Below are 23646 nucleotides of genomic sequence, written 5' to 3' on the forward strand. Positions count from 1 at the left end.
ACTGCTAGTATATATTGATTAAAAATTGAATAATATTTTTTAAGATATAAATTATAACTTGTTTATTATTAAAACAAAGGCAAAGTTGCAAACATGCTAAGTCAATTAATAAAAAAACCATCGCCTATGATGGTGGGTATTGATATAGGATCGCACTCTATCAAGGCCGTGCTTTTAAGTGAAACAGAAACTGGGCTTCGACTAGAAGCACTTGCAATTGAACCTATGCCAAAAGGCGCTATGAGCGAGCGTAACATTCAAGACATTGAAGCAATTGGCAATGTGATAACCAAGTTAAAACGAAAGTTACCAAAGTCACTCAAATTTGCTGCTGTTGCTGTTTCAGGGCAAACAGTGATTACCAAAGTTATTTTCATGGATGTTTCCTTAAGCGACGCTGAATTAGAGTCACAGATTGAAATTGAAGCCGACAGCTTGATCCCCTATCCGTTAGATGAAGTTAGTCTTGATTTCGAAAAACTCTCAACTAACAGCGCCGATCCGAGTAAAATTAATGTCTTACTCTCTGCAGCGAGAACGGAAAGTGTGGAAGCGAGAGTAGGCGCGCTAAGCGCTGCAAACTTAACGGCAAAAGTTGTCGATGTTGAAAGTTATGCGCTAAGCCGGGCTATGGATGTCTATTATCAACAACTTCCATCAGATGCGTTTGATAAAACGGTGGCAGTGGTCGATATTGGTGCTGTGCTCACATCAGTGAGTGTGGTGCAATCAGGTGAAACAATTTATACCCGTGACCAAGTATTTGGCGGCGACCAATACACAAACAGTATTGTTGCTTACTACAATAAAGGTTTTGATGAGGCCGAAATTGGTAAAACAACGGGTGATTTACCGCCTAATTACACATTTGAAGTGTTAGCACCTTTTCAAACCTCGTTATTACAGCAAGTTCGTCGTGCTGTGCAAATGTTTTTAACCACAACAGGTAAAGAGCAGTTAGATTATATTGTACTGACGGGCGGCTCAGCCATGATTAAAGGCATTGATAGACTGTTAATTGAAGAATTAGGGATACATACGGTTGTTGTAGAACCATTTGATAAAATAGAAATATCACCTAGAGTTGATCGTAATATAATACAGCGTCACCGCACTCAATTTGCAATTGCGACTGGCCTGGCGTTGAGGAGTTTTTCATCATGCCACATATAAATCTATTACCTTGGCGTGAATTACAGCGTGAGCAGTCTAAAAAGAAATTTATAACACTGCTGATGGCAGTCGTTATTGTTTGCTTTGTGACTATGTATGCGCTGAGTGCATTTTATAGCGGCCTCAAAGAAGGGCAAATGCTAAAAAATAATTACCTTAGCTCAGAAATTACAATGCTCGATCAAAAAATCCGCGATATACGTGATTTAGACAAGAAAAAAGAAAACCTACAACAACGTATGCGATTAATTGAAGAGTTACAAAGCAGTCGTAACTTAGGTACGCAAATAATGGATGAAGTGGCTAAAATAGTACCTGCTGGTGTTTATTTGACCAAGCTTGAGCGCAAGGGCAGTCAAATTCATGTATTAGGAAAGAGCGAATCTAACAACCGCTTATCTACTATGCTCAGGCAGGTGCAAAGTTCTTACCTATTAGAACGCCCAATTATGCAAGGTATTGTTGCAGGCGACCAATCCTCTCGTTTGCTCAGCGATTTTAATATGGAATTTTACGTAAAGCCATTTGGCCAAATAGGTGAGGTGCGTAATGAACCTTAATCTTAAATCGTTTACAGAGATAGATTGGAATGAAATAGAGCTAGATAATATAGGCGAGTGGCCAGTTATTGTAAAAACAATGTGTGCTACTATAATTGCTTGTTTAGTCTTGTTTTTTAGCTATAGTTTATTTGTGTCGGATGAAATTGACAGCTACCACAATGCGGTAGCCAAAGAGATAGAATTACGCACAACCTACCGAACTAAATATGCAGTTGCCAGTAAGCTTGATATTTATCGTGAACAAATGATTGAGATGGAAGATAAATTTTCTCAGCTATTAAAGCGCCTACCTACCTCAAACGAGACGCCAGGATTATTAGACGATCTTTCTTATGTGGGTACAACCAGTGGTTTAACATTTTTAAAAATTGGTTGGTTACCAGAAGTTGAAAAAGAGTTTTATACCGAGCTACCCATTAAAATTGAAGTAGTAGGCACTTATCATGAGTTTGGTGAATTTGTAGGAAAAGTTGCTCAGTTGCCAAGAATTGTAAGTTTACATGACTTTTCTATTTTATCATCTGGCGAAAAGCAGCTAACATTTAGTGTAGTAGCAAAAACTTATCGTTATGAAGAGGGGGTGAGATGATGAAGCAACTTCTCTTTTTAACGACCGCAATATTGTGGCTCAGTGGCTGTAACGAAGATACATCTGAGCAAAAAGAATTTATTGACCAGGTTAAGGCAAACACCACTGCACGTGTCGAAAACATACCTGAGTTGGTTAAGTTTGAACACTTTGCATATAACGCCAAAGATTTACGTAGCCCTTTTGTAGCACCAGAACCAGAAATTATACAAAATAAGCTTACACAAGTTAAAAACTGTCTTCACCCAGACCCAGAGCGTGTTCGTCAGCCTCTGGAAAAGTACCCATTAGATAATTTAGCAATGAAGGGCACAATAGGATCGAACGGTAAAACATGGGCGCTCATTACAGCTGCTGATAACACCTTACATCGAGTATCTATAGGGAGCTATTTGGGCACCTATGACGGAAAAGTAAGCAGTGTTAATAGTGACTATATTGAATTAGTAGAATTAATCCCTGATGGGTCAGGTTGTTGGAAAGAACGTTTGACCAAATTAGAAATGTTAGAGGCGGCAACCAATGGCGCAAGTTAATAAGAAAAATGGTATTTCCTATATGCACATAGATGAGTGTTCACACCACCGTATTTTAACGATTGTGTTATTTGTATTTTTATTACTCATGACTAAAACGGTTAGTGCAGCCCCTTTACTCTATGACGTCCGATATAACCCATTACTTAAAGGTGAAACCGAGTTACAACTGGTCTTTGATGAAGAATTACAGCAGCAACCTGATGTACAAGTTTTTAATAGTCCGGCACGTATAGAGCTTTTATTTAATGCAGTTGAGCTAGATGAAGGGTTGGCAAATATTGCGATTAACCAAGCAGGAATAAGTAACATCAGTAGCATGATGACCAGTGCGGGTTTAAAGGTAACCATTAACCTAGAGCGATTAAAAATTTATGAGACTGAGGTTAACAACAACTTAGTTTCAATAAGAATATCTGATAACCCACTGACAGAACAAATAGTAACAACCAGTGAAGATGAACCTGCTTATACCTCTAGTTATATTAATGGCATTCAAGCTATTGATTTTCGCCGTGGTGAAAAAGGTGAGGCTAAAGTGCTTGTTTACCTGCAAGATACTCAGGCGGCTATTGAGGTTCATGAAAGTGGTGGGAAGATAATTGCAGAGTTTCATCATACCGATATTTTAGATGACTTATTGTATGAATTAGATGTTCTTGATTTTGGTACTGTCGTGAGCAGTATTGAAACATTTAAGGAAGATAACCTTACACGTATTGTGATTGAACCTAATACTGCTTTTGCTTACACGTATCAGCAAATTGAAAATATTTTTACCTTAACGGTTGAGAAAGATGAGACTCAAAATGCATTCTTAGATGGGGGGAAAGAATACTTAGGTCGCCCTATGACGCTTAACTTTCAAGACATCCCTGTTCGCTCCGTGTTGCAGATTATTGCAGGCTACAATGACTTTAACTTGGTAACCAGTGACTCTGTAACAGGTAACATTACCCTTCGTTTAGATGGCGTTCCATGGGACCAAGCGTTAGACGTAGTGCTAAGAATTAAAGGCTTAGACAAACGTATGGATGGATCTATTTTAATGGTAGCGCCATCTGAAGAACTTGCTGCCCGTGAAGCGAAAGAGTTAAAAGCTAAGCAACAAGTTGAGGATTTAGAGCCACTCTACAGTGAATATATCCGTTTAAATTACGCAAAAGCAGAAGATTTTGCCGACTTATTAAAAACAGACACCAATAGCATTATTACAGCTCGAGGTAGTGTTTCTGTTGATCAACGTACCAATACGTTATTAATGAAAGACACTGCAAAAAGTATTGAAAGTGTTCGCCGTATGGTCGAAACCTTAGACATCCCAGTCAAACAAGTGGTCATTGAAGCGCGAATGGTAACCGTACGTGACAACGTAACAGAAGACTTAGGGGTTCGTTGGGGGTTCAGTGATCAACAAGGTTCTGATGGTATTTCGGGTACCTTAGAAGGGGCTGAAACGATTTCTAACGGCATTATTCCTAGCCTTTCAGATCGACTTAACGTTAATTTACCGGTAGCGAATCCATCGGCAAGTATTGGTATGCATATAGCCAAACTAGCAAATGGAACATTGATTGATTTAGAGTTAACTGCGCTCGAAGAAGAAAATAAGGGTGAAATTATTGCGAGTCCGCGTATCACTGCTGCCAACCAGCAAAAAGCGCGTATAGAGCAAGGTACTGAGATCCCCTATGTGGAATCTGCTTCAAGTGGTGCAACAACCGTGAGCTTTAAAAAAGCAGTGTTGAGTCTAGAAGTGACACCTCACATCACGCCAGACAACAAAGTTATTTTAAACTTAATAATTACTCAAGATACCCGTGGAGATACCGTTCAAACAGGAACTGGCCCTGCAGTTGCCATTGATACGCAACAAATTGAGACTCAAGTTCTCGTTGAGAATGGACAAACGGTAGTGTTGGGTGGTATTTTCCAACAGCAAATTATTAATTCGACCAAAAAAGTACCTTTATTGGGCGACCTTCCTTATGTAGGAAGACTATTTAAAAGCACAAGCGAGTTTAATGAAAAGCGCGAACTGCTGATTTTTGTCACACCTAAAATCCAAATAGACTAATTACCTAACCTGAGCTCTGCTTGAGATAGATTACTATTCAGGGCTCAGGTTATTCAAACTATCTAGGTTGCACAACAAACCAGACGGTATTGGCATGTCATTTAGTTATCTTGGTGTGAACACTCCCTGTAAATGTACAATTAGGCAGTATATAGTTTTTTATGTACTGTACTGCGGATGCATTTTAAGGCTGCGTTTATGTTGTTTGTAACTGAGTTTTTTGTGAAATTACCATACAAAAGCGTTTACGAAGTAACACGTAGTAACCTTAAGTTGCATAAATTTTAACCCTAGAAGATAAACTTGCCTATAATAAGGTGCTTTTTTGTTAACCAATGGGTAATTATTTAGTTTAATTGCTCGTTATATGGCTTTTTATCCTAATTGACTTGAAATACCCGACCGATTACTGAGATAATCCCTTTCTTAATTTTGGGGCCAGGTCGTTAGGCGGGGTTTTATTTCAAATTTTAGAGTTCGTTTGTACTAAAAGATATGGCTGAGAAACGTAATATATTTCTAGTTGGCCCCATGGGGGCTGGCAAAAGCACGATTGGTCGTCACATCGCTGACCAATTACACCTTGAATTTGTTGATTCTGATCAAGAAATCGAACGTCGCACGGGCGCAGATATTGCCTGGGTATTCGATCTTGAAGGTGAAGAAGGCTTTAGACTTCGTGAAGAATCTGTTATTGGCGACTTAACCGAGATGCAAGGTATTGTTCTTGCTACGGGTGGTGGCTCAGTAATGAGTAAAGAAGTTCGAAACAAGCTTTCGGCTCGCGGTATTGTAGTATACCTAGAGACACCGATTGAAAAGCAAGTTGCACGTACGCAACGCGACAAGCGTCGCCCATTACTGCAAACAGAAGAAGCACCTCGTGATGTACTTGAGCGCTTAGCAGAAGAGCGTGAACCATTATATAAAGAAGTAGCTGATTTTGTTGTACGCACTGATGAGCAGAGCGCGAAAGTTGTTGCTAACCAAATCATCGAGAAATTGGATTTTTAAAAGCCAGTATTAAAAAGGACTAACCCAGCATGCTTGAATTAACTGTTAATTTAGACGAGCGAAGTTATCCTATTTATATTGGTCAATCTGCACTTCAAGATACAGGCCGTCTAATACACCATATTGGTGATTGTCGGCCTATCATCATTACTAATGAAACGATTGCACCGTTGTACCTTCAACAGTTGCTTGATTCACTAGCACAGCTAAACCCACTGCATTTTATTATTCCAGATGGTGAGCAATATAAATCACTCACTTGGTTTGAAAAAATATCAGCATTCTTACTTGAAAATAACTGCGGACGTGACACCTGTTTAATTGCATTAGGTGGTGGCGTAGTTGGTGATTTAACTGGTTTTGTTGCTGCTTGTTATCAGCGTGGTGTGCCTTTTATCCAAATACCTACCACGTTACTGTCTCAAGTTGATTCTTCAGTGGGTGGTAAAACAGCAGTTAATCATCCGCTGGGTAAAAATATGATAGGGGCTTTTTACCAACCCCAAGCTGTGTTTATAGATACGCGTTCGTTACATACTTTACCTACCCGTGAATTTGCTGCTGGCATGGCTGAAGTTATTAAGTACGGCCTCATTTACGATACTGAGTTGTTTGCTTATTTAGAGCAAAATATCATTCAATTACAACAGTTAGATGAAGCCTGTTTACAGCATGTTATTTTCAGATGCTGTGAAATTAAAGCGCTCATTGTTGCACAAGATGAGAAAGAGCAGGGCCTTCGTGCGCTATTGAATTTAGGGCACACGTTTGCCCATGCTATAGAAGCACAAATGGGTTATGGGGTGTGGCTGCATGGTGAAGCCGTAGCGACAGGTATGGTGCTTGCTGCCAAACTTGCTCATACTCGTAACGACTTAACACTGCAAGATGTAGAGCGTATTACCACATTAATAGCAGCGTATAATTTACCAATCGAAATCCCTAGCGATATGACTAGTGAGCAATTTTTACTGCATATGCGCAAAGATAAAAAGAATAAAAAAGGGACTATCCGATTTATTTTACCCATCAAGTTTGGTCAGTGTGCATTAGTTGATGATGTATCAGATGATCAAGTTAGAGCATTGATCGAGCAATAAATGCAGTCACAAATTTTACCAAGCCGTGCGGCTTTGGTGGATAGAATCGCATTGCAATTTGAATATGGTCAAAACCTAATTGTTTTATTGGGTACCTCTGGTCTAGGTAAAAGCTATTTGCTTGAAACCTTCATTACTGATAAATATAACGATTTTAATAAAGCGTTTGTGCAAGTTGGTGCACAGATGACTGATGTGCAATTAATGACTCAGTTATTAGAACAAAGCTTTAATGCCCCTTTAATTGACCACAATCTAAGCTTATCGCAAAACTATTATCAATTAGCGCAACAACAACAATGTGGCGCGTGTTTATGGGTGATTGATGGCGGTAGGCACCTATCTGAAGAACTCATTGCAGAGCTTGAGCTGTTATCAAAAAATGCGCCTAATGTGTTGTATATTATGATTGCATCACAGTCTAAATTAGCATTCAAAGATGCAGTTAATATTCATTTAGAGCCATTAAATATAGTTGAAAGTAAGCAGCTCATGGGATGGTATTTTACGAGCTTACCTTATGATGAAGATCCTGTCTTTCAAACCTTTTTAGTTGAAGCTCAAGGTAATCCGAGTTTGTTATTAGCCTGGCAGCCTAGTGAGCAGGTTGCTGATATTGTAGTTAAAGATAAGGTTTCTTGGCGCTTACAGCTGCTAACACTATTACTCATAATTATGTTGTTGATCATTGGTCTTGTGTACAAAGCTGATATGACCCAGTGGTGGGAAAGTGCCAATCGCCAAATTGATGAGCAAGTGCTATCAACCGCTATTACAACTGAACAAGCAATTGAAAATAAACCACAGCAGTTCATAGCGCCTAAAAGTATTGAGCCGCCAGCAGCTGTCATTCAAAAGCCCACTCAAGACAACACCAATAATAATGTTCCAGCGATAGTCGGCAGCTTAACGGAATCAACGAGCGTTGTTGAACAGGAAAAGCCGGCATCAAAACCCGTTGAAGAAAAACCTATTACTAAACCTGAAAAAACAAAGTCGCAAAACCCAATAGTAAAAATACCCAGTAATTGGTACTTACAACAGCCTGAAGATAATTTTGTTATTCAGCTTTTAGCGGTAACTCAGCAGCAGGTAGGTAATGAGTTTATTGTTAAACATAAGCTAGAAAATATCGCTAATACCTACCAAACTAAACGAAATGGTAAAATGTGGTGGGTGGTAACTACAGGCAGCTTTGCTAACTTAAATGAAGCAAAACAAGCACTGCAAGCACTTCCTGCTGAGGTTAGAAAAAATAAACCTTTCTATAAAAAAATTAGTAAAATAAAACAAGAAATTGCACGAGTTGATCAGTAAACTCAGTAACTTTAGTGTAAAATCGCGCAACACCGAATTGAAGTAAAGAGCCAATGCAGCAAAAGAGTAGAGCCTTCCTTAAATGGGCCGGCGGAAAATACAGCCTCGTTGAAGATATTAACGCGCGACTAAATCAAGCAAGTAAGCATGCTGATACCTTGGTTGAACCTTTTGTTGGTGCGGGCTCAGTGTTTTTAAACAGCAATTTTAAACACTATGTACTTAACGATATTAATGCTGATTTAATCAATTTATATAAAGAGCTCAAGCGTTCGCCTGATGAGTTTATTAGTGATGCCAAAAAATTGTTTGTTGATTTAAACAACCACTCAGATGCATATTATGATTATCGTGTGCAGTTTAATCAAAGTAGCGATGTATATGAACGAGCCATCTTATTTTTATATATGAACCGTCATGGTTATAACGGATTATGCCGCTATAACTTAAAGGGCATTTTTAATGTGCCTTTTGGTAAATATAAAAAGCCTTATTTTCCTGAAAAAGAAATGTACTTTTTTGCTAGCAAAGCGCAACAGGCTACATTTACCTGCCTAGGCTACGATGATGTGTTTAAACTGGTGCCTAAAAATGCGGTGATTTATTGCGATCCGCCTTATGTGCCATTAAGTAAAACAGCATCGTTTACCTCGTATGCTAAAGGCGGATTTAACTTAGACGATCAGGCTAATTTAGCTAATTTGGCTGAACAAGCGGCATTTGAGAATAACACGCCAGTCCTTATTTCAAATCACGATACTGTATGGACACGCAAAATTTACAGCCAAGCTTCTTTGGATAAAATTCAGGTTAAGCGCACGATCAGTCCAAAAGGCGGTTCACGAAATAAAGTAGATGAGCTAATGGCTATGTACTTAGCACCGAAGTCACGGTTGCATAAATAGCCAGCACAAATAATACAAAAAGTACCACGGCAATGGCTATTAATGTGATAGGAGAGTGGTGTTTAAAGTCTGTTTGACGTTTATCTTCAGATTGCACACCAAAAAATGCAGCTAGTACACTTTGTAAAGCGCTAAAAAAATGCTGCATTAATTAAAATAATGGTTTTATAGAAGAGGGTTTGTGCTTGTCATCAGTACCCGTTAATAACTCTAGCAAATCTAGGTAATGAAACTGAGCACTGCGGCTATCGCCGGTTAACCAAGAAGCCCAAGAGGAATCTTCTTCAATTTGAATACAACGGTTCACGCTATGATTAATAGCGCTAGTTTGTTCTTTATGAAGACAAGTGTTGGCTGAGCTTAATTCTTGCTCGGTATTTGAGCAAAGCGACGCTGCTCCAATAATGACACTTACCGACGTGATTAATAATCCAATTTTAAAAGCACGCATAATATAAACCTAATAATTTAGTTCTGCGCGCAGCATAACAAAACCTGCTTAAATAATACACTTTATTTTTAGCTATATTTATAGCTAATCATATCTCGGAATTTGTTTATAAGCGTATTTTATTTTTCTTAGTTCGCGCAATTAGTTGTTGTTACGGTAAATAAAAGTTAGTGACTAGCGTTGCTAATATAGCGCTATTTTTAAAGGCGCTACTTGGGTAACATCGTTAATTAAGTTACATTAACGCCATAAATTCTTCATTAATGGATTAGCAATGCTAAATTGTGAACAAAAATACTTAATAGCGCCCTCAATTTTATCTGCAGATTTTGCACGCCTTGGCGAAGATGTCGACAAAGTTTTAGCTGCAGGGGCTGATGTTGTCCATTTTGATGTAATGGATAACCATTACGTACCTAACTTAACAATAGGCCCAATGGTGTGTAAAGCACTTCGCGACTACGGTATTAAAGCCCCGATTGATGTTCACCTAATGGTAAAACCGGTAGATAGTTTAATCCCACAATTTGCCGAGGCGGGTGCGTCAATTATTACCTTTCATCCAGAAGCCAGTGAGCATATTGACCGTACTTTGCAGTTGATAAAAGATCAAGGCTGCCAGGCAGGTCTAGTTTTTAACCCTGCAACGAGTTTAAGTTACCTTGATCATGTAATGGATAAAATAGACGTTATTTTATTGATGTCGGTGAATCCTGGGTTTGGTGGGCAAAGCTTTATTCCACAAACACTTGAGAAACTGCGAGAGGCAAAGCAACGCATTATTGATTCTGGGCGTGATATTCGTTTAGAAGTTGATGGCGGTATTAAGGTAGAGAATATAGCAGCTGCGGCTGAGGCGGGTGCTGATATGTTTGTTGCAGGCTCAGCTATTTTTAATCAGCCTGACTATAAAAGCGTAATTGATGAAATGCGCCAACAATTAGAAAGTATTAAATAATGAAATATGATGCGGCACTATTTGACCTAGATGGCACGCTAGTTGATAGCGTGTATGACTTATATATGGCCTTAAATCTAACGCTAAGCGATTTAGCGTTTCCTATAGTCAGTCAGCGATTAGTTGAAAGCTGGGTAGGTAATGGTATTGAGGTGTTAGTTAAGCGAGCTCTTTGCGGCGATATGCAAATTAGTGAGCACCTTGACGAAGTATTAAGCGAACGAGCTATCAACCTGTTTTATCAACATTACAGTGAGCAGGTCGGTGAATACAGCGTGTTATATCAGCATGTTGAAACGGGTCTTGCTGCTCTCAGTGGTATGCCTAAAGCACTTATTACTAATAAAGCACGCCGCTTTACTGAAATGCTTTTGGATAAGCTCGCTATTCGCAGTCATTTTGAGGTAATAGTGTGTGGCGACGACATGGCAAAAAAACCGTCACCTGAACCGCTTTTATTTGCTTGCGATGCATTAAATATTTCGCCTGATAAAGCGATTATGATTGGTGATTCAAAGAGTGACATACTGGCAGCTCAAGCCGCTAATATTGATGTGATAGCCCTTACATACGGGTATCATCAAGGAGATCAGCTAGGGGATTATAATCCGCAGTACCTATGCGATAACTTCTTAGCTATAATACCGACACTAACGCAGCGTTAAGCATTTTTAATTAAGTAAAAATAAAGGAAAATCATGAGTAAACCAGTAGTATTAAGTGGCATGCAGCCAACCGGTGGTATGACAATAGGCAACTATGTTGGCGCTATTAACCAGTGGGTTAAGCTACAGGAAGAATATGATAGCTACTTTATGCTTGCAGACTTGCATGCAATTACCGTACGCCAAGACCCTGAGTTATTGCGTGGTCGTGTACTCGATGGCGTTGCTTTATATACGGCGTGTGGCATTAACCCAGAAAAAGCGGCATTATTTGTTCAATCTCAAGTGCCAGAACATGCACAACTTGGTTGGGTATTAAACTGTTATGCGCAAATGGGTGAGCTTAATCGCATGACCCAGTTTAAAGATAAGTCGGCAACGCATGCTAATAATATTAATGTTGGGTTATTTGCTTACCCAGCTTTGCAAGCGGCTGATATTTTACTATACCAAGCAGATAAAGTGCCTGTTGGCGAAGATCAAAAGCAGCACCTTGAGTTAACGCGTGATATTGCTAATCGTTTTAACAATGTATACGGCGAGATTTTTACGCTGCCAGAACCTTATATTCCTGAGTTTGGTGCGCGAGTAATGAGCCTACAAGATCCACTGAAAAAAATGTCTAAGTCTGATGAAAACCCAAATGGCTTTATTATGATGTTAGACGAGCCTAAAAAGATTGAGAAAAAGCTTAAAAAAGCGGTTACTGATTCAGACGAGCAAGCACGCATTTACTTTGATCGAAGTGAAAAACCAGGCGTTTCTAACTTACTTACGTTATTAAGTGTTGCAACTAAGCGTCCAATCGAAGAGTTAGTACCTGAATACGAAGATAAAATGTATGGCCACTTGAAAAAAGACACCGCAGCAGCTGTTGTCAGCATGATAGAGCCAATTCAGGCTCGCTTTAAAGAAATACGTGAAGACCAAACATTATTAAATAACATCATGAAAATGGGGGCCGAGAAAGCCAGTGCCCGTGCTGAGAAAACATTAAAAGCAGTTTATGATGCGGTTGGATTTATTCCACGTCCATAAGCTTGTTTATTTGCAGATACAAAAATGCCGCTAATTTAGCGGCATTTTTGTATAATTTTAATAAGTACTTTTTTAATAATGTATATTTAAAGTAATGGTTTTAAGTAGTGCCCAGTATGTGAGCGCTGACATTCCGCCACTTCTTCTGGTGTGCCTGCAATCAGTATTTCACCGCCGCCAGCACCTCCTTCAGGGCCTAAATCAACGATCCAGTCGGCTGTTTTGATTACATCTAAGTTGTGCTCAATTACTACAATGGTATTGCCATGGTCGCGTAGGCGATGCAGTACTACTAATAACTGTTCAATATCAGCAAAATGGAGCCCCGTGGTTGGCTCATCAAGAATGTACAAGGTTTTTCCAGTATCACGCTTAGAAAGCTCACGTGCTAACTTAATTCGCTGTGCTTCACCACCCGAAAGTGTTGTAGCGGCTTGGCCTAAACGGATATAAGAAAGTCCAACATCCATTAGGGTTTTAAGTTTACGTGCAATAGCCGGTATTTTATCAAAGTAGTCATGGGCATCTTCAACGGTCATATCGAGCACTTGGTTGATGTTTTTACCTTTATATTGTACTTCTAAGGTTTCGCGATTATAACGTTTACCCTTACACACATCACACGGTACATAAACGTCTGGTAAGAAGTGCATTTCTACTTTGATAACGCCATCGCCTTGACACGCCTCACAACGGCCACCTTTAACATTAAAGCTAAAGCGACCCACTTTGTAACCACGTGAACGAGCTTCTTGAGTACCTGCAAACAGCTCACGAATACCGGTGAAAATACCAGTATAAGTAGCTGGGTTTGAACGCGGTGTACGGCCAATAGGGCTTTGGTCAATATCAATTACTTTATCAAAGTGCTCAAGTCCTGCAATTGACCCATAAGGAGCTGCTTCTGCAGTAGTTGCACCGTTGAGTTCAGTGTGGGCAAGTTTAAACAAGGTATCGTTAATGAGTGTAGATTTACCCGAGCCAGATACACCGGTAATACAGGTCATTAAGCCAAAAGGTATTTTTAAATCAACATTTTTTAAGTTATTACCAGTAGCACCAAACAGCTCTAACCATTTATCGTTAGTAGCATGGCGCTCTTTAGGTACTTCTATTTTACGTACGCCCGATAAAAATTGGCCGGTAACCGAGTCTTTGCTCGCTAAAATATCATCGCGCGTACCTTGAGCAATAACATGGCCGCCATGTACGCCAGCACCAGGACCAATATCAATAATATGATCAGCGGCGCGAATAGCGTCTTCATCGTGTTCTACAACAATAACGGTGTTACCCAAATCGCGTAAATGAACTAAGGTTTTCAATAAACGGTCGTTATCACGTTGGTGCAAACCAATTGAAGGTTCATCCAGTACATACATAACACCCACTAACCCAGCACCAATTTGACTCGCTAAACGAATACGTTGTGCTTCGCCGCCAGAAAGTGTGTCGGCGCTGCGCTCAAGTGATAAGTAATTTAGGCCTACATTTATTAAGAACGATAACCGGTCGCGAATTTCTTTTAGAATTTTTTCGGCGATTTGGCCTTTTTGCCCAGTTAAATGCAAACCTTCAAAAAAGCTCATCGCCTCACCAATACTCATATGCGTAATGGTTGGCAAGTTAGTTTGACCAATAAATACATTGCGTGCTTCTTGGCGCAAACGTGAGCCTTTACAACTAGGGCATGCTTGGCTGGTTTGATATTTGGCTAGTTCTTCACGCACTGAGTTTGATTCAGTTTCGCGGTAGCGGCGGTTCATATTATTTAACACGCCTTCAAATACATGATTACGTGTAATTAAATCACCGCGGTCATTACGATAATTAAACGCAATTTTAGTATCACCAGAGCCATCTAAAATAATTTTTTTATGTTCTTTTGCAAGCTCTTGATAGGGCACATCTAAATCAAACTCATAATGCTGTGCAACCGCTTGCAACATTTGATAATAGTAAAAACTGCGTTTATCCCAGCCTTTAATTGCACCACCAGCTAAGCTTATTTCAGGGTTATGAACCACGCGATTCGGGTCAAAGTATTGTCTTACACCTAAACCGTCACAGCTTTGACAAGCTCCTGCAGGGTTATTGAACGAAAATAAACGCGGTTCAAGTTCGGTCATTGCATAGCCACAGGTTGGGCAGGCGAAATTTGCTGAAAACAGCATTTCTTCAGCACTGCTATCGTCCATAAAAGCAATGTTGGCAACGCCGCCTGACATTTCAAGTGCCGTTTCAAAAGACTCTGCAAGACGTTGCTGTTGACCCTCTTTTACCTTAAAGCGATCAACCACGACTTCAATAGTATGCTTTTTATGTAAATCTAGCGGTGGTGGATCGGATAAGTCGCATACTTCACCATCTATACGAGCACGAATGTAACCTTGACTGGCAAGTTGTTCTAATAGTTTTACATGCTCACCTTTACGGTCTTTAACAACAGGGGCAAGTAGCATTAACTTAGTGCCTTCAGGCAGCGCTAATGCAGTATCGACCATTTGGCTAATTGTTTGCGCTGCAAGCGGTAAATCATGAGTTGGACAACGAGGTTCGCCAACCCGTGCAAACATTAAACGCAAGTAATCGTAGATTTCAGTTATGGTTCCCACGGTTGAACGGGGATTATGCGAGGTTGATTTTTGTTCAATGGAAATAGCAGGGGAAAGGCCTTCAATATGATCTACGTCGGGTTTTTCCATTAATGACAAAAACTGCCTTGCATAAGCAGAGAGTGATTCAACATACCGGCGTTGCCCTTCTGCATACAGCGTATCAAATGCAAGCGATGACTTTCCTGAACCAGATAAGCCAGTGATAACAATTAGTTTATCACGTGGGATGGTTAGGCTGATGTCTTTTAAATTGTGCGTTCGGGCGCCTCGGACTTCAATGTTTTCCATGCTATCTCGTTTATTGCCAAAATTATTTGTTCAGTATCGCATAATACGCTGCAATATTAATCCTTGATCATTGAAAAAATCCTTAGTTATAGACGATTAATTATTGCCAAGCTTGTGATAGAATCCTTGCCTAATTTTTTCACACAGTAAGATCACGCAAATAATGACCGCATCTTCACTTAATTCACGAGAGAAACGCGCCGCCGTATCGTTAGCGAGTGTGTTTGCATTTAGAATGCTCGGCTTGTTTATGCTGATGCCTGTTTTAGCTATTTATGGTCAATCGCTTGAAGGCTTTTCACCTATCTGGATAGGTTTTGCAATTGGTGCGTATGGTTTAACGCAGGCTGTATTACAAATTCCAATGGGACGACTGTCCGACAAAATAGGTCGCAAAAAAGTGATTGTAGGTGGCTTACTTGTATTTGCTTTGGGCTCAGTGATTGCCGCTTTGGCCGAGTCCATACAAATGGTAACGGTAGGGCGTGCCTTGCAAGGTATGGGCGCTATCGCCAGCGCATTGTTAGCGTTTGCATCAGATTTAAGTCGTGACGAACAACGACCAAAAGTCATGGCGGTGATTGGCATGAGCATAGGTATGAGCTTTGCCTTCGCTATGCTACTTGGACCTATAGTGGCAGCTTCATGGGGTATAGCAGGGGTGTTTTGGTTAACTGCTATACTGGCTGTATTAGGAATTTTTATTGTTACTATGCTAGTACCCAGTGCAATAAATAAAGCGCCTAAAGGCGATACACTCGCCAGCTTTAGCGATATTAAAAAGCTAATTAAACACCCGCAGCTTGCGCGTCTAAATGCAGGCGTATTATTGCTGCATTTAACATTGACGACTATTTTTGTAGTATTACCGAGCCAATTAATTAAAGATGGACTCGTGGCTGAAAACCATTGGCAGCTTTATATCCCGGTTTTGTTTTTAGCATTTTTCTTAATGGTGCCAGTAATGATAGTGGCAATAAAAAAAGAGAAAGAAAAACAAGCCTTTATTGGTTCAGTGATGGTTTTAATAGTCAGCATGTTAAGTATGTCTATGTGGGCTAATAGCGTTGTTGGCATTGCAGTTTGCATGCTGTTATATTTTGTTGCTTTTAACTTTTTAGAAGCCACTATGCCGGCTCTTGTGTCGCGTATTGCGCCTGCAAGCCAAAAAGGCTCCGCTATGGGCGGATATTCATCTAGCCAGTTCTTAGGCGCTTTTTTAGGCGGTATGTTGGGCGGGTATGTAGCACAAACCACCAGTACGCAAGCTGTGTTTGCGGCGGCGGCACTTGTTGGGGTAATATGGCTTATTATTGCGTGGAAAATGCAAGTCCCACCGAAAAGCAAAGTTATTAGTTTAATGACCCAATTAGATTCTGAAGAGCAAGCACAAACACTAGCTTCTCAGTTAGTTGCTTTACCCGGCGTAATAGAAGCAACCGTAGTTCGCGATGAAAGTCGAAGCTACTTAAAGATTAATGATAAAGAATTTGACCTAGACCAAGCCCGAAGAGTGGCTGGTTTAATCTAACGTTTATAGGAGATGGTTCCATGGCACGCGGTGTGAACAAAGTAATTTTGGTTGGTAATTTAGGGCAAGATCCTGAAGTTCGTTACATGCCTAATGGTAATGGTGTAGCAAATATTACCTTAGCAACTTCAGACAGCTATAAAGATAAAAACACTGGCCAAATGGTTGATAAAACTGAGTGGCACCGTGTGGTATTTTTTGGCAAATTAGCTGAAATTGTAGGCGAATACTGCCGCAAGGGTTCACAAATTTACGTAGAAGGTAAGCTTCAAACTCGTAAATGGACTGACCAACAGGGCCAAGAAAAATACACCACAGAAATTGTTGTTGATGGTTTTACAGGTCAAATGCAAATGTTAGGTGCACGCGGTGGCGACCAACAAAGCGGTGGCTATCAAGGTAACCAAGGTGGTCAACAAAGTGGCGGTTATCAAGGTAACCAAGGCGGACAGCAAAGCGGTAGCTATGGTCAAAATAACCAAGGCCAGAATAGTCAGCAAGGCAGTTATGCTCCACAGCAACAATCTGCACCTGCCCAGCAACCGGCTCCACAACAAAATAACCAGTACCAACCACAGCAACAAGGTGGCTTTGCACCTCAGCAAAATAATGCACCACAACAGCAAGGCGGGTTTGCACCTAAGCCGCAAAATGCACCGCAAGGTGGCGCATCAAACCCTATGGAACCAACAATCGACTTTGATGACGATATTCCGTTCTAACCAAAGACAAAATATTAAATGTTGAAAAACAATCTTAAAAGCCGCTTTATAGCGGCTTTTTTAGTTTTATTAGAAAATTAATGTTGAAAACTTAAAAATATCTATTATATTACTTTATAACAAATATAAATGTTTATTAGCGGGTGTTTATGAAAGTTGCCGTAAAGAAATTTAAAAGTGGAGAGCGCTACGTCTTTTTATTAGGAAAAGATGGCGTTCCTGATTTTTGGGTTACTCACTTTGTCACGCAAAAACTGCGAATGACTAAAGCGGCAACATCAATTGAGCAATATCTAAAAGACATTAAACATTTGAAACGTTGGGAGGAGATCAACGGTAGAGATCTTCTTGACGAGATATACAACGGTAAAGTACCCAGTCGAGATGATATTAAGGATCTGAAGGAACACTGTTCGTATCAGGCCAAAGCTTTAAGCGTGAAAACTGCAAGTAATGTGGTCGATATGGGACAGTTTCACTTATCTAAATCACAAGACAAGCCCACGATAGGTAAATCTCAATATATATCTAGAATTGCTCACATTGCCGAGTTCTTGACTTTTATTGGAAAAGAACGAGTCAAACATAAACCAACCGCAGCCGAGCTTTTTGATGAGTTAGATAAAATGAAAACTCGACTTAAGAGTGGTAAGCCAAAAGGAAAATCGAAAAAGACTTCTTTGGATAAATCTGGGATTACAGATGATGTCTTTGAAGATTTTGTTGAGGTGGCTAAGCCAGATTCAAAATACAACCCGTTTAAAAACCCTGTTATTAAGTTTAGAAACTATCTAATTGTTCAAGTGTTGTATGAGACAGGGTTTCGATGTGCCGAGTTACTAGCGCTTCGGATCAGCGACATAGGAACAGATACAGATAATCCAACATTGTCGGTAGTTAGACGACATGACAGTAAAGATGATCCTCGCTTAAAAGAGCCAACGGCAAAGACCCTTGGCAGAGCTGTTTCTATCTCAAAAGAGCTTAGAGACTTGTTAAATACCTATATCAAGGTTCATCGTGCTGGTACAAAAGTAGCGAAAACACATCCATTTATATTTGTTTCACACAAAGACAAAGAGGGACATTATCAATCTGGGCAACCGATCATTCAGCAAACCATTAACGATATCTTTAATAGCATAAAAGCAGTGAATCCAGAGCGTTTCTGGGCTATTACACCTCACTCTTATCGACATTATTTCAATGATCAATTGTCAGACACCATTGATGAGGAAAGAGAAGCTGTTAAACAAGAGGTTAAACGATTAGAGCAGGAAGGCTTGCATGAAGAAGCGAAAAAATACGCCAACGAAAATACGATTACAGAACAAAGAGAACTTGAACTTCGAGCAGAATTAAACGGACATTCATCTCTCAAATCAGGTGAGATATATCTCAAACGAACAGCAAGAAAACAAGCGCAAAAGATACGTAAAAAAATGCAAGCGAAGATGAAGCACAAAGCAGAAGGAGGTCATCATGGCGGTTAAAGCAAACAAGTTACAAGGTTCAAGAAGCACTAGAACGAAATCCGATAAGCGATACAGCAAAGCTAACTATGAATTTGATGTGTATGATGATCTTTGGCAATTAGATGCAAATAAGTCGCTGAATTTTGAGTTACTCGCTTCGTTAAATTTAGATCCAAAGTTCGAAAATAATTTCAAACTGGCCTTGGCTGACTATGCTTCAGAATTTTCCTCTTCTTATGCGTTGAATATATTCATGTTTAGCCGATTACTTTTTGCAATTGGTGTGAGTGATGCTATTCGGGAACCGCATATAGTGAATTTCAAAGCGACCCTCACTAAAAGCACAGAGTATAAGCTTGGTTACATTCGTGCATTTATACTCGACTGGTATGACAAAGAGATCAAAGGAGTTGATAAAAAGACCGTTGAGTTACTTAACTCACTCAAACTTTCTGGTAATGAAAAAGGAAAAGCCGTTGCCTTAGGTTGTCCTTTTAGTGGTGCGTACTCATATGAAGAACAAACGGCCTTTATAAACTGGTATGTGGATGCTTTTACCGAGAAACTGATCTCGTTGACTGACTATGCATTTATCATGGCGCTACAACAAACAGGTGCCCGTCCAGTTCAACTCACCTATCTCTATTATGGTGACTTAATAACAAGGGTTGAAGAAGGAGTTGAGCATTTTGATTTACAACTCCCTAATGCCAAAAAACGTGATGAAAACTTTAGAGGATCGTTTCAAACCAAGGAGGATACTGGTGAAGATTTAATGCTGGTGCTTACAGCACAAGCAAATCAGTCCATCAATGCTGTTGAAGAGCAATTTGATATTAAATTGACATCCAGCCAAAAGAAGCAAATCCCTATTTTCCTTAATACACGAGAAGTGGCTAAGTTAGAAAGTTTTGATGAATTTGAACAGCTACAACAAAGTACGCCTGACTTATTATGTTTACGGACCAAAGGAGCAAACCCATCAGTCGGTGAAATGATCAGGCGCTTGTCTCGCCTTTGCCCTTTAAAAACAACACGGATTAAGTTAGATGACGGGTTTGGTGATTTGCATATCAACCCCAGACGATTCCGCTATACCCATGCGACCAATATGGCAATGCTAGGTGCAAGTGACTATGCAATAGCTGAAGAATTAGGCCAGTCAGATACCCAGCAAGTCAAAGTCTATACAGAGTTCAACGAAGAAATGGCTGATAGGCTTGATGAAGCACTTGCATCTGATTTAACGCCATTAGCGCAAGCATTTTCGGGTACTTTGATTGATAGTGAAAAAGATGCAATTCGAGCCAATGATCCTCGTAGTCGAATTAACAACAATGATGGTAACCCTGTGGGAAGTTGCGGAAAATTTGGGTTTTGTGCAAATGGCACAATTCATTGTTACACCTGCAATAAATTTCAACCTTGGCTAAATGCGCCTCATACGGAAGTCCTGAAAAGTGTTATTTCTGAACGTGATCGCAAGCGAAAGATGGGGGCAAGTGAGTTTGTATTGCAAGGCCACAATCGCAGTATTGATGCGATCAAAGTGGTCATTCAAAAATGTCATGCTAGAAAGCAAGAGCTGGAAAAAGAAGGAGCGTTAAATGTCTGATGTATTGGTATTTACACCCAAGCATAAACTAGATTTCCAGAAAAATTATGCTGAGTTCATAGCATTCGCAAAAAACGATTTAACGCTTTTTGATGATCATGAATTTGAAGCTCCTCTTGGAATTCAGAATGGATGGGAATGCGATAAATGGTCTTGGAAAACAGCAAGAGAAAAGAAATTAACTATCGTGTTTGGAAACAGTGTAAACCATTCCAAATATATACCGTTCAAACAGCCATTTGCTGACTTTGCCAAAGCCTATGTGCGATACCAACAGTCGCTGAATCATAAAGATTCAACCGCTTGGGCTTCATCTTTAGTGTGGATCTACAATGCCCTAGAAGAAAACGCGACTCAAAATGAAAGAGCAGACGTTGATATTATGAACCTCACCAACACGGTAATAAATAGTGTTGAGGAGCAGATTAAGAACAGTGGATTAAGTACTGGAAGCAAGCGCAATATTGGACTTTCACTTGAAAAGGTTTTGAAGTTCATCAAGGACAAGCGATTCAAACTAGACCTACAAGAGTGGTCAAACCCATTCCCTCGTCCATCTGATTCAAAAATTAAACTTGATAAGGATAGTCGTAAAGAAGAGGAAGATAAATGCCCTTCTGACTATCAAATGCTGCAAGTGGCAGATGCCTTTCATAAAGCTAAAACACTTCGTCAAAAATACTTCACTAGCCTATGCGTTATGCTGATGTGTCAGCCGAGTAGAAATACAGAACTTAATGGTTTAACAACAAACTCATTACAAAGAAGTGAAAAAGGACGTTTATATCTAATGTGGCATCCTGCAAAAGGAGGAGATCCCGTCAAAAAATGGGTGCCTAAACTACTAGAGGATGTCGTACAGCAGGCATTTGACAGACTCATTGATATTTCTGCTCCCGCTAGAGCTGCGGCGAAATTTGCTCATGAAAATCCAGAAGTATTTTTAGTACATAATGAATGCATTACACCTGCTAATTTTCCTCAAGACAAACCGTTAACATATAATCAATTTGCAAAAGCAATGTGCTTAAAGACTGGTCTGGATTCAAACGGAACACAGATGAGTTGGACGCATAATGGTTCACTAAAATGGTTACGTAACTTAATAAGCCAAATCAATCATGTGGCAGATTGGAAAAAGGATTTATTGAATGGGTGTAAAGTTTCGCAGGACAACGAAATACTGACCAAACACACTCATAACCCTACTGGGATTAGTATAAAATTCCCTAGTTATAGAGATCTTCGCTCTGTTGTTGACCAAAAATATAAAACAAAAGACTTTCCCAACTATGGTGATGTGAAGCTTTGGGATTGCATAACGTTAGTTCGAGAAAATGAGTTTCACAAAGAGTTTGATGTTAAGCCTTTTTCTTGGCTAATGACCGGGCACGGTTCTGTAAGTGATGCAATAGGTTCAGATCGCCCTTCAGGAGAAGAGACAATCGAATCAATCTTTGATGAATTGGCAATCACAGACGAAGATGGTACTCGATTACAGTTAAATACTCACCAACCTAGGCATTGGTTAAACACCAAGTTGAAACTGGCTGGTGAAGAAGATTGGTTGATTGCCAAGTGGTCGGGTCGCGCTGATATTGAACAAAACAAAGCTTACGATGGAAGAACTCAAGAGCAAAAATCACGGTTAACCAAGCGTATTGGTCATGTTGCAAATGGTGAAGGTGTTATGACGGTTGCTCAAGCCAATCAGTTTTTATCGCCATACACATCAGAGTCGCCACCTCCGGCAATCGTGTTGCATGATTTAGGGTTACCTGTCTCTCTTAAATCTCTCGGAATTAATCGCTCAGGTGTCGCTCAGTTCACAGGGTTAGGTTATTGCGTTCACAATTATGCAGAAAGTCCGTGTGTTAAAAATGGCGATTGTGCGGTCTGTAGCGACCATGAATGCCTTAAGGGACTGCCTAACACCCTAGAAGAGCTTAAAAACCTTGAGAAGCTTTATAAAGAGCAGCTAGAGGATGCAATCGTTAAAGCAGGAGATATAGTTTTCGGTGCTGATCGCTGGGTAACTGCATTAGGCTTTAGGTTATCAAAGATTAAAACCATTATTGCTATGATGGAAGATCCAAACAGACCTGATGGTACACCTATCAGGATTCCTGACGAATTAGACCCTTCCCCTGTCAAACGATCACTCAATATTGACGAGCAAAATGTTATTCCAATTTTCGATCTTACTGCCTTGGCATTATCTGATCTGGAGGAGTCATAATGGCTTTTGTAATTGACAATAAAGAAACGATTCTAGCCATCATTGATGGTTGGAGCGGTAAGCTCACATATGATCTTCTTTCAGAAAAACTTCAATCAGAATTGGGCTTAAAACGCCCCCCATCAAGGCACACTTACACAAAGCATGATGAAATAAAACATGCATTTGACCTAAAGAAAGAAGAGCTTAGATCTAAAAAATCTACTGCAATCGAAGAAGCCAAGTCGCTATTTGATAGCTCTGATAAATTAAGCCAGCTCTTAGAAAACTTAGACAATGATGATGCAACCATTGCTGAGCTTATAAAGCGTGTTGAAAAACTTGAAAATGAGAATGAAAGGCTTAACTCAGAAAATAATAGATTAAATAGCCTAAATGATAATTTACTTGAAAGGTTTGCTCGTTGGCAGCATAACCTCCAAAAGATGGATGGTGTCGATTTGAATAAGCTGTTTTCAATGATAGATGATGGATTACCCAAAAAGAATAGAGATTAAATAAGGAAATTATTCCCGTTTTATGGGGGATATTTGAATAAAATAGGAAGTAAAAATCACATTTATTTTAAAAAAACAATGAGACTATAAAAAACTTTGTTAATCTGAAGAAAATCTATATACTCTTTGCGACTCTAGGGGAGTAGTCTCTCAGTTTTTTACTGAGTTGGTTGTCAACAGTCTCCGAACCCGCAGGTTCGTGGCAACCAAGTCCAAGTGGATTGACAAGACCTAAGGCATTTCACAGCGTTCAGGGGGCGCTGTCATTTGTCTTT

Annotated in this window: 21 protein-coding genes; 18 read left to right on the plus strand and 3 right to left on the minus strand. The window is 39.8% G+C overall.

Going from position 1 to position 23646, the window contains the following annotated elements; genetic code table 11:
• The first annotated feature begins 93 nt into the window (after window positions 1-93).
• The 9 genes from BW139_RS04680 (at window position 94) to BW139_RS04720 (ending at window position 9274) form a co-directional block, all read left to right on the plus strand.
• Window positions 94-1173 (plus strand): pilus assembly protein PilM, encoded by a 1080-nt coding sequence (locus tag BW139_RS04680; protein ID WP_076918864.1) that lies wholly within the window; start codon window positions 94-96, stop codon window positions 1171-1173.
• Window positions 1161-1733, plus strand: coding sequence for a PilN domain-containing protein (locus BW139_RS04685; protein WP_008466262.1), 573 nt, complete (start codon window positions 1161-1163; stop codon window positions 1731-1733). Before BW139_RS04680 ends, BW139_RS04685 begins: the two co-directional genes overlap by 13 nt.
• A complete protein-coding gene (locus BW139_RS04690) occupies window positions 1723-2325 on the plus strand; it encodes a type 4a pilus biogenesis protein PilO (RefSeq protein WP_076918865.1) in 603 nt (200 codons plus the stop codon). The genes BW139_RS04685 and BW139_RS04690 overlap by 11 nt, the downstream gene beginning before the upstream one ends.
• Window positions 2325-2861, plus strand: coding sequence for a pilus assembly protein PilP (locus BW139_RS04695; RefSeq protein ID WP_076918913.1), 537 nt, complete (start codon window positions 2325-2327; stop codon window positions 2859-2861). Before BW139_RS04690 ends, BW139_RS04695 begins: the two co-directional genes overlap by 1 nt.
• The gene (locus BW139_RS04700) at window positions 2848-4938 is read left to right on the plus strand and encodes a type IV pilus secretin PilQ (protein WP_076918866.1); all 2091 of its coding nucleotides are present in this window, start codon (window positions 2848-2850) and stop codon (window positions 4936-4938) included. Before BW139_RS04695 ends, BW139_RS04700 begins: the two co-directional genes overlap by 14 nt.
• A gap of 495 nt (window positions 4939-5433) precedes the next feature.
• Window positions 5434-5952, plus strand: a complete 519-nt coding sequence (aroK, locus tag BW139_RS04705) for a shikimate kinase AroK (protein WP_008466255.1) — start codon at window positions 5434-5436, stop codon at window positions 5950-5952.
• Between the two features lie 29 nt (window positions 5953-5981).
• Window positions 5982-7052, plus strand: coding sequence for a 3-dehydroquinate synthase (aroB, locus tag BW139_RS04710; RefSeq protein ID WP_076918867.1), 1071 nt, complete (start codon window positions 5982-5984; stop codon window positions 7050-7052).
• Window positions 7053-8369, plus strand: a complete 1317-nt coding sequence (locus BW139_RS04715; protein ID WP_076918868.1) for an SPOR domain-containing protein — start codon at window positions 7053-7055, stop codon at window positions 8367-8369.
• Window positions 8370-8422: 53 nt separating this feature from the next.
• Complete coding sequence (locus BW139_RS04720) at window positions 8423-9274, plus strand: Dam family site-specific DNA-(adenine-N6)-methyltransferase (RefSeq protein WP_076918869.1); 852 nt, start codon at window positions 8423-8425, stop codon at window positions 9272-9274.
• On the opposite strand, the gene BW139_RS04725 is transcribed toward BW139_RS04720, so the two are convergent.
• Window positions 9237-9422 (minus strand): DUF2970 domain-containing protein, encoded by a 186-nt coding sequence (locus tag BW139_RS04725; RefSeq protein ID WP_076918870.1) that lies wholly within the window; start codon window positions 9420-9422, stop codon window positions 9237-9239. The genes BW139_RS04720 and BW139_RS04725 overlap by 38 nt on opposite strands.
• 3 nt (window positions 9423-9425) lie before the next feature.
• Window positions 9426-9725 carry a hypothetical protein gene (locus BW139_RS04730; RefSeq protein ID WP_076918871.1) on the minus strand — a complete coding sequence of 100 codons (300 nt, stop codon included), beginning with the start codon at window positions 9723-9725 and terminating at the stop codon, window positions 9426-9428.
• Between the two features lie 274 nt (window positions 9726-9999).
• On the opposite strand from BW139_RS04730, the gene rpe reads away from it, so the two are divergent.
• From rpe to trpS, 3 genes are read left to right on the plus strand one after another with little or no spacing between them, the layout of a single operon-like run.
• Complete coding sequence (rpe, locus tag BW139_RS04735) at window positions 10000-10683, plus strand: ribulose-phosphate 3-epimerase (RefSeq protein ID WP_076918872.1); 684 nt, start codon at window positions 10000-10002, stop codon at window positions 10681-10683.
• Window positions 10683-11348, plus strand: a complete 666-nt coding sequence (locus tag BW139_RS04740) for an HAD-IA family hydrolase (RefSeq protein ID WP_076918873.1) — start codon at window positions 10683-10685, stop codon at window positions 11346-11348. The genes rpe and BW139_RS04740 overlap by 1 nt, the downstream gene beginning before the upstream one ends.
• A 33-nt stretch (window positions 11349-11381) precedes the next feature.
• A complete protein-coding gene (gene trpS, locus BW139_RS04745; RefSeq protein ID WP_008466239.1) occupies window positions 11382-12386 on the plus strand; it encodes a tryptophan--tRNA ligase in 1005 nt (334 codons plus the stop codon).
• A gap of 86 nt (window positions 12387-12472) precedes the next feature.
• Here the strand turns inward: trpS and uvrA are convergent, their stop codons facing one another.
• Window positions 12473-15292 carry an excinuclease ABC subunit UvrA gene (gene uvrA / locus BW139_RS04750; protein ID WP_076918874.1) on the minus strand — a complete coding sequence of 940 codons (2820 nt, stop codon included), beginning with the start codon at window positions 15290-15292 and terminating at the stop codon, window positions 12473-12475.
• A 163-nt stretch (window positions 15293-15455) separates the two neighbouring features.
• Here uvrA and BW139_RS04755 point away from each other — a divergent pair, with 163 nt between their 5' ends.
• The 6 genes from BW139_RS04755 (at window position 15456) to BW139_RS04780 (ending at window position 23371) form a co-directional block, all read left to right on the plus strand.
• Window positions 15456-16823 carry an MFS transporter gene (locus BW139_RS04755; protein ID WP_076918875.1) on the plus strand — a complete coding sequence of 456 codons (1368 nt, stop codon included), beginning with the start codon at window positions 15456-15458 and terminating at the stop codon, window positions 16821-16823.
• A 20-nt stretch (window positions 16824-16843) separates the two neighbouring features.
• Window positions 16844-17545 (plus strand): single-stranded DNA-binding protein, encoded by a 702-nt coding sequence (gene ssb / locus BW139_RS04760; protein ID WP_008467569.1) that lies wholly within the window; start codon window positions 16844-16846, stop codon window positions 17543-17545.
• Window positions 17546-17694: 149 nt separating this feature from the next.
• Entirely contained in the window at window positions 17695-19038 is a 1344-nt protein-coding gene (locus BW139_RS04765) for a site-specific integrase (protein ID WP_008467570.1), read from the plus strand.
• Window positions 19028-20635 carry a site-specific integrase gene (locus BW139_RS04770; RefSeq protein WP_008467572.1) on the plus strand — a complete coding sequence of 536 codons (1608 nt, stop codon included), beginning with the start codon at window positions 19028-19030 and terminating at the stop codon, window positions 20633-20635. The genes BW139_RS04765 and BW139_RS04770 overlap by 11 nt, the downstream gene beginning before the upstream one ends.
• Window positions 20628-22874: a hypothetical protein gene (locus BW139_RS04775; RefSeq protein ID WP_008467573.1), complete on the plus strand. Its 2247-nt coding sequence runs from the start codon at window positions 20628-20630 to the stop codon at window positions 22872-22874. Before BW139_RS04770 ends, BW139_RS04775 begins: the two co-directional genes overlap by 8 nt.
• On the plus strand, window positions 22874-23371 hold the full coding sequence (locus tag BW139_RS04780) for a hypothetical protein (RefSeq protein ID WP_008467575.1): 498 nt from the start codon (window positions 22874-22876) through the stop codon (window positions 23369-23371). Before BW139_RS04775 ends, BW139_RS04780 begins: the two co-directional genes overlap by 1 nt.
• Window positions 23372-23646: the final 275 nt, after the last annotated feature.

Source organism: Pseudoalteromonas sp. SK18, from assembly GCF_001974855.1.
Classification (GTDB): Bacteria; Pseudomonadota; Gammaproteobacteria; order Enterobacterales; family Alteromonadaceae; genus Pseudoalteromonas.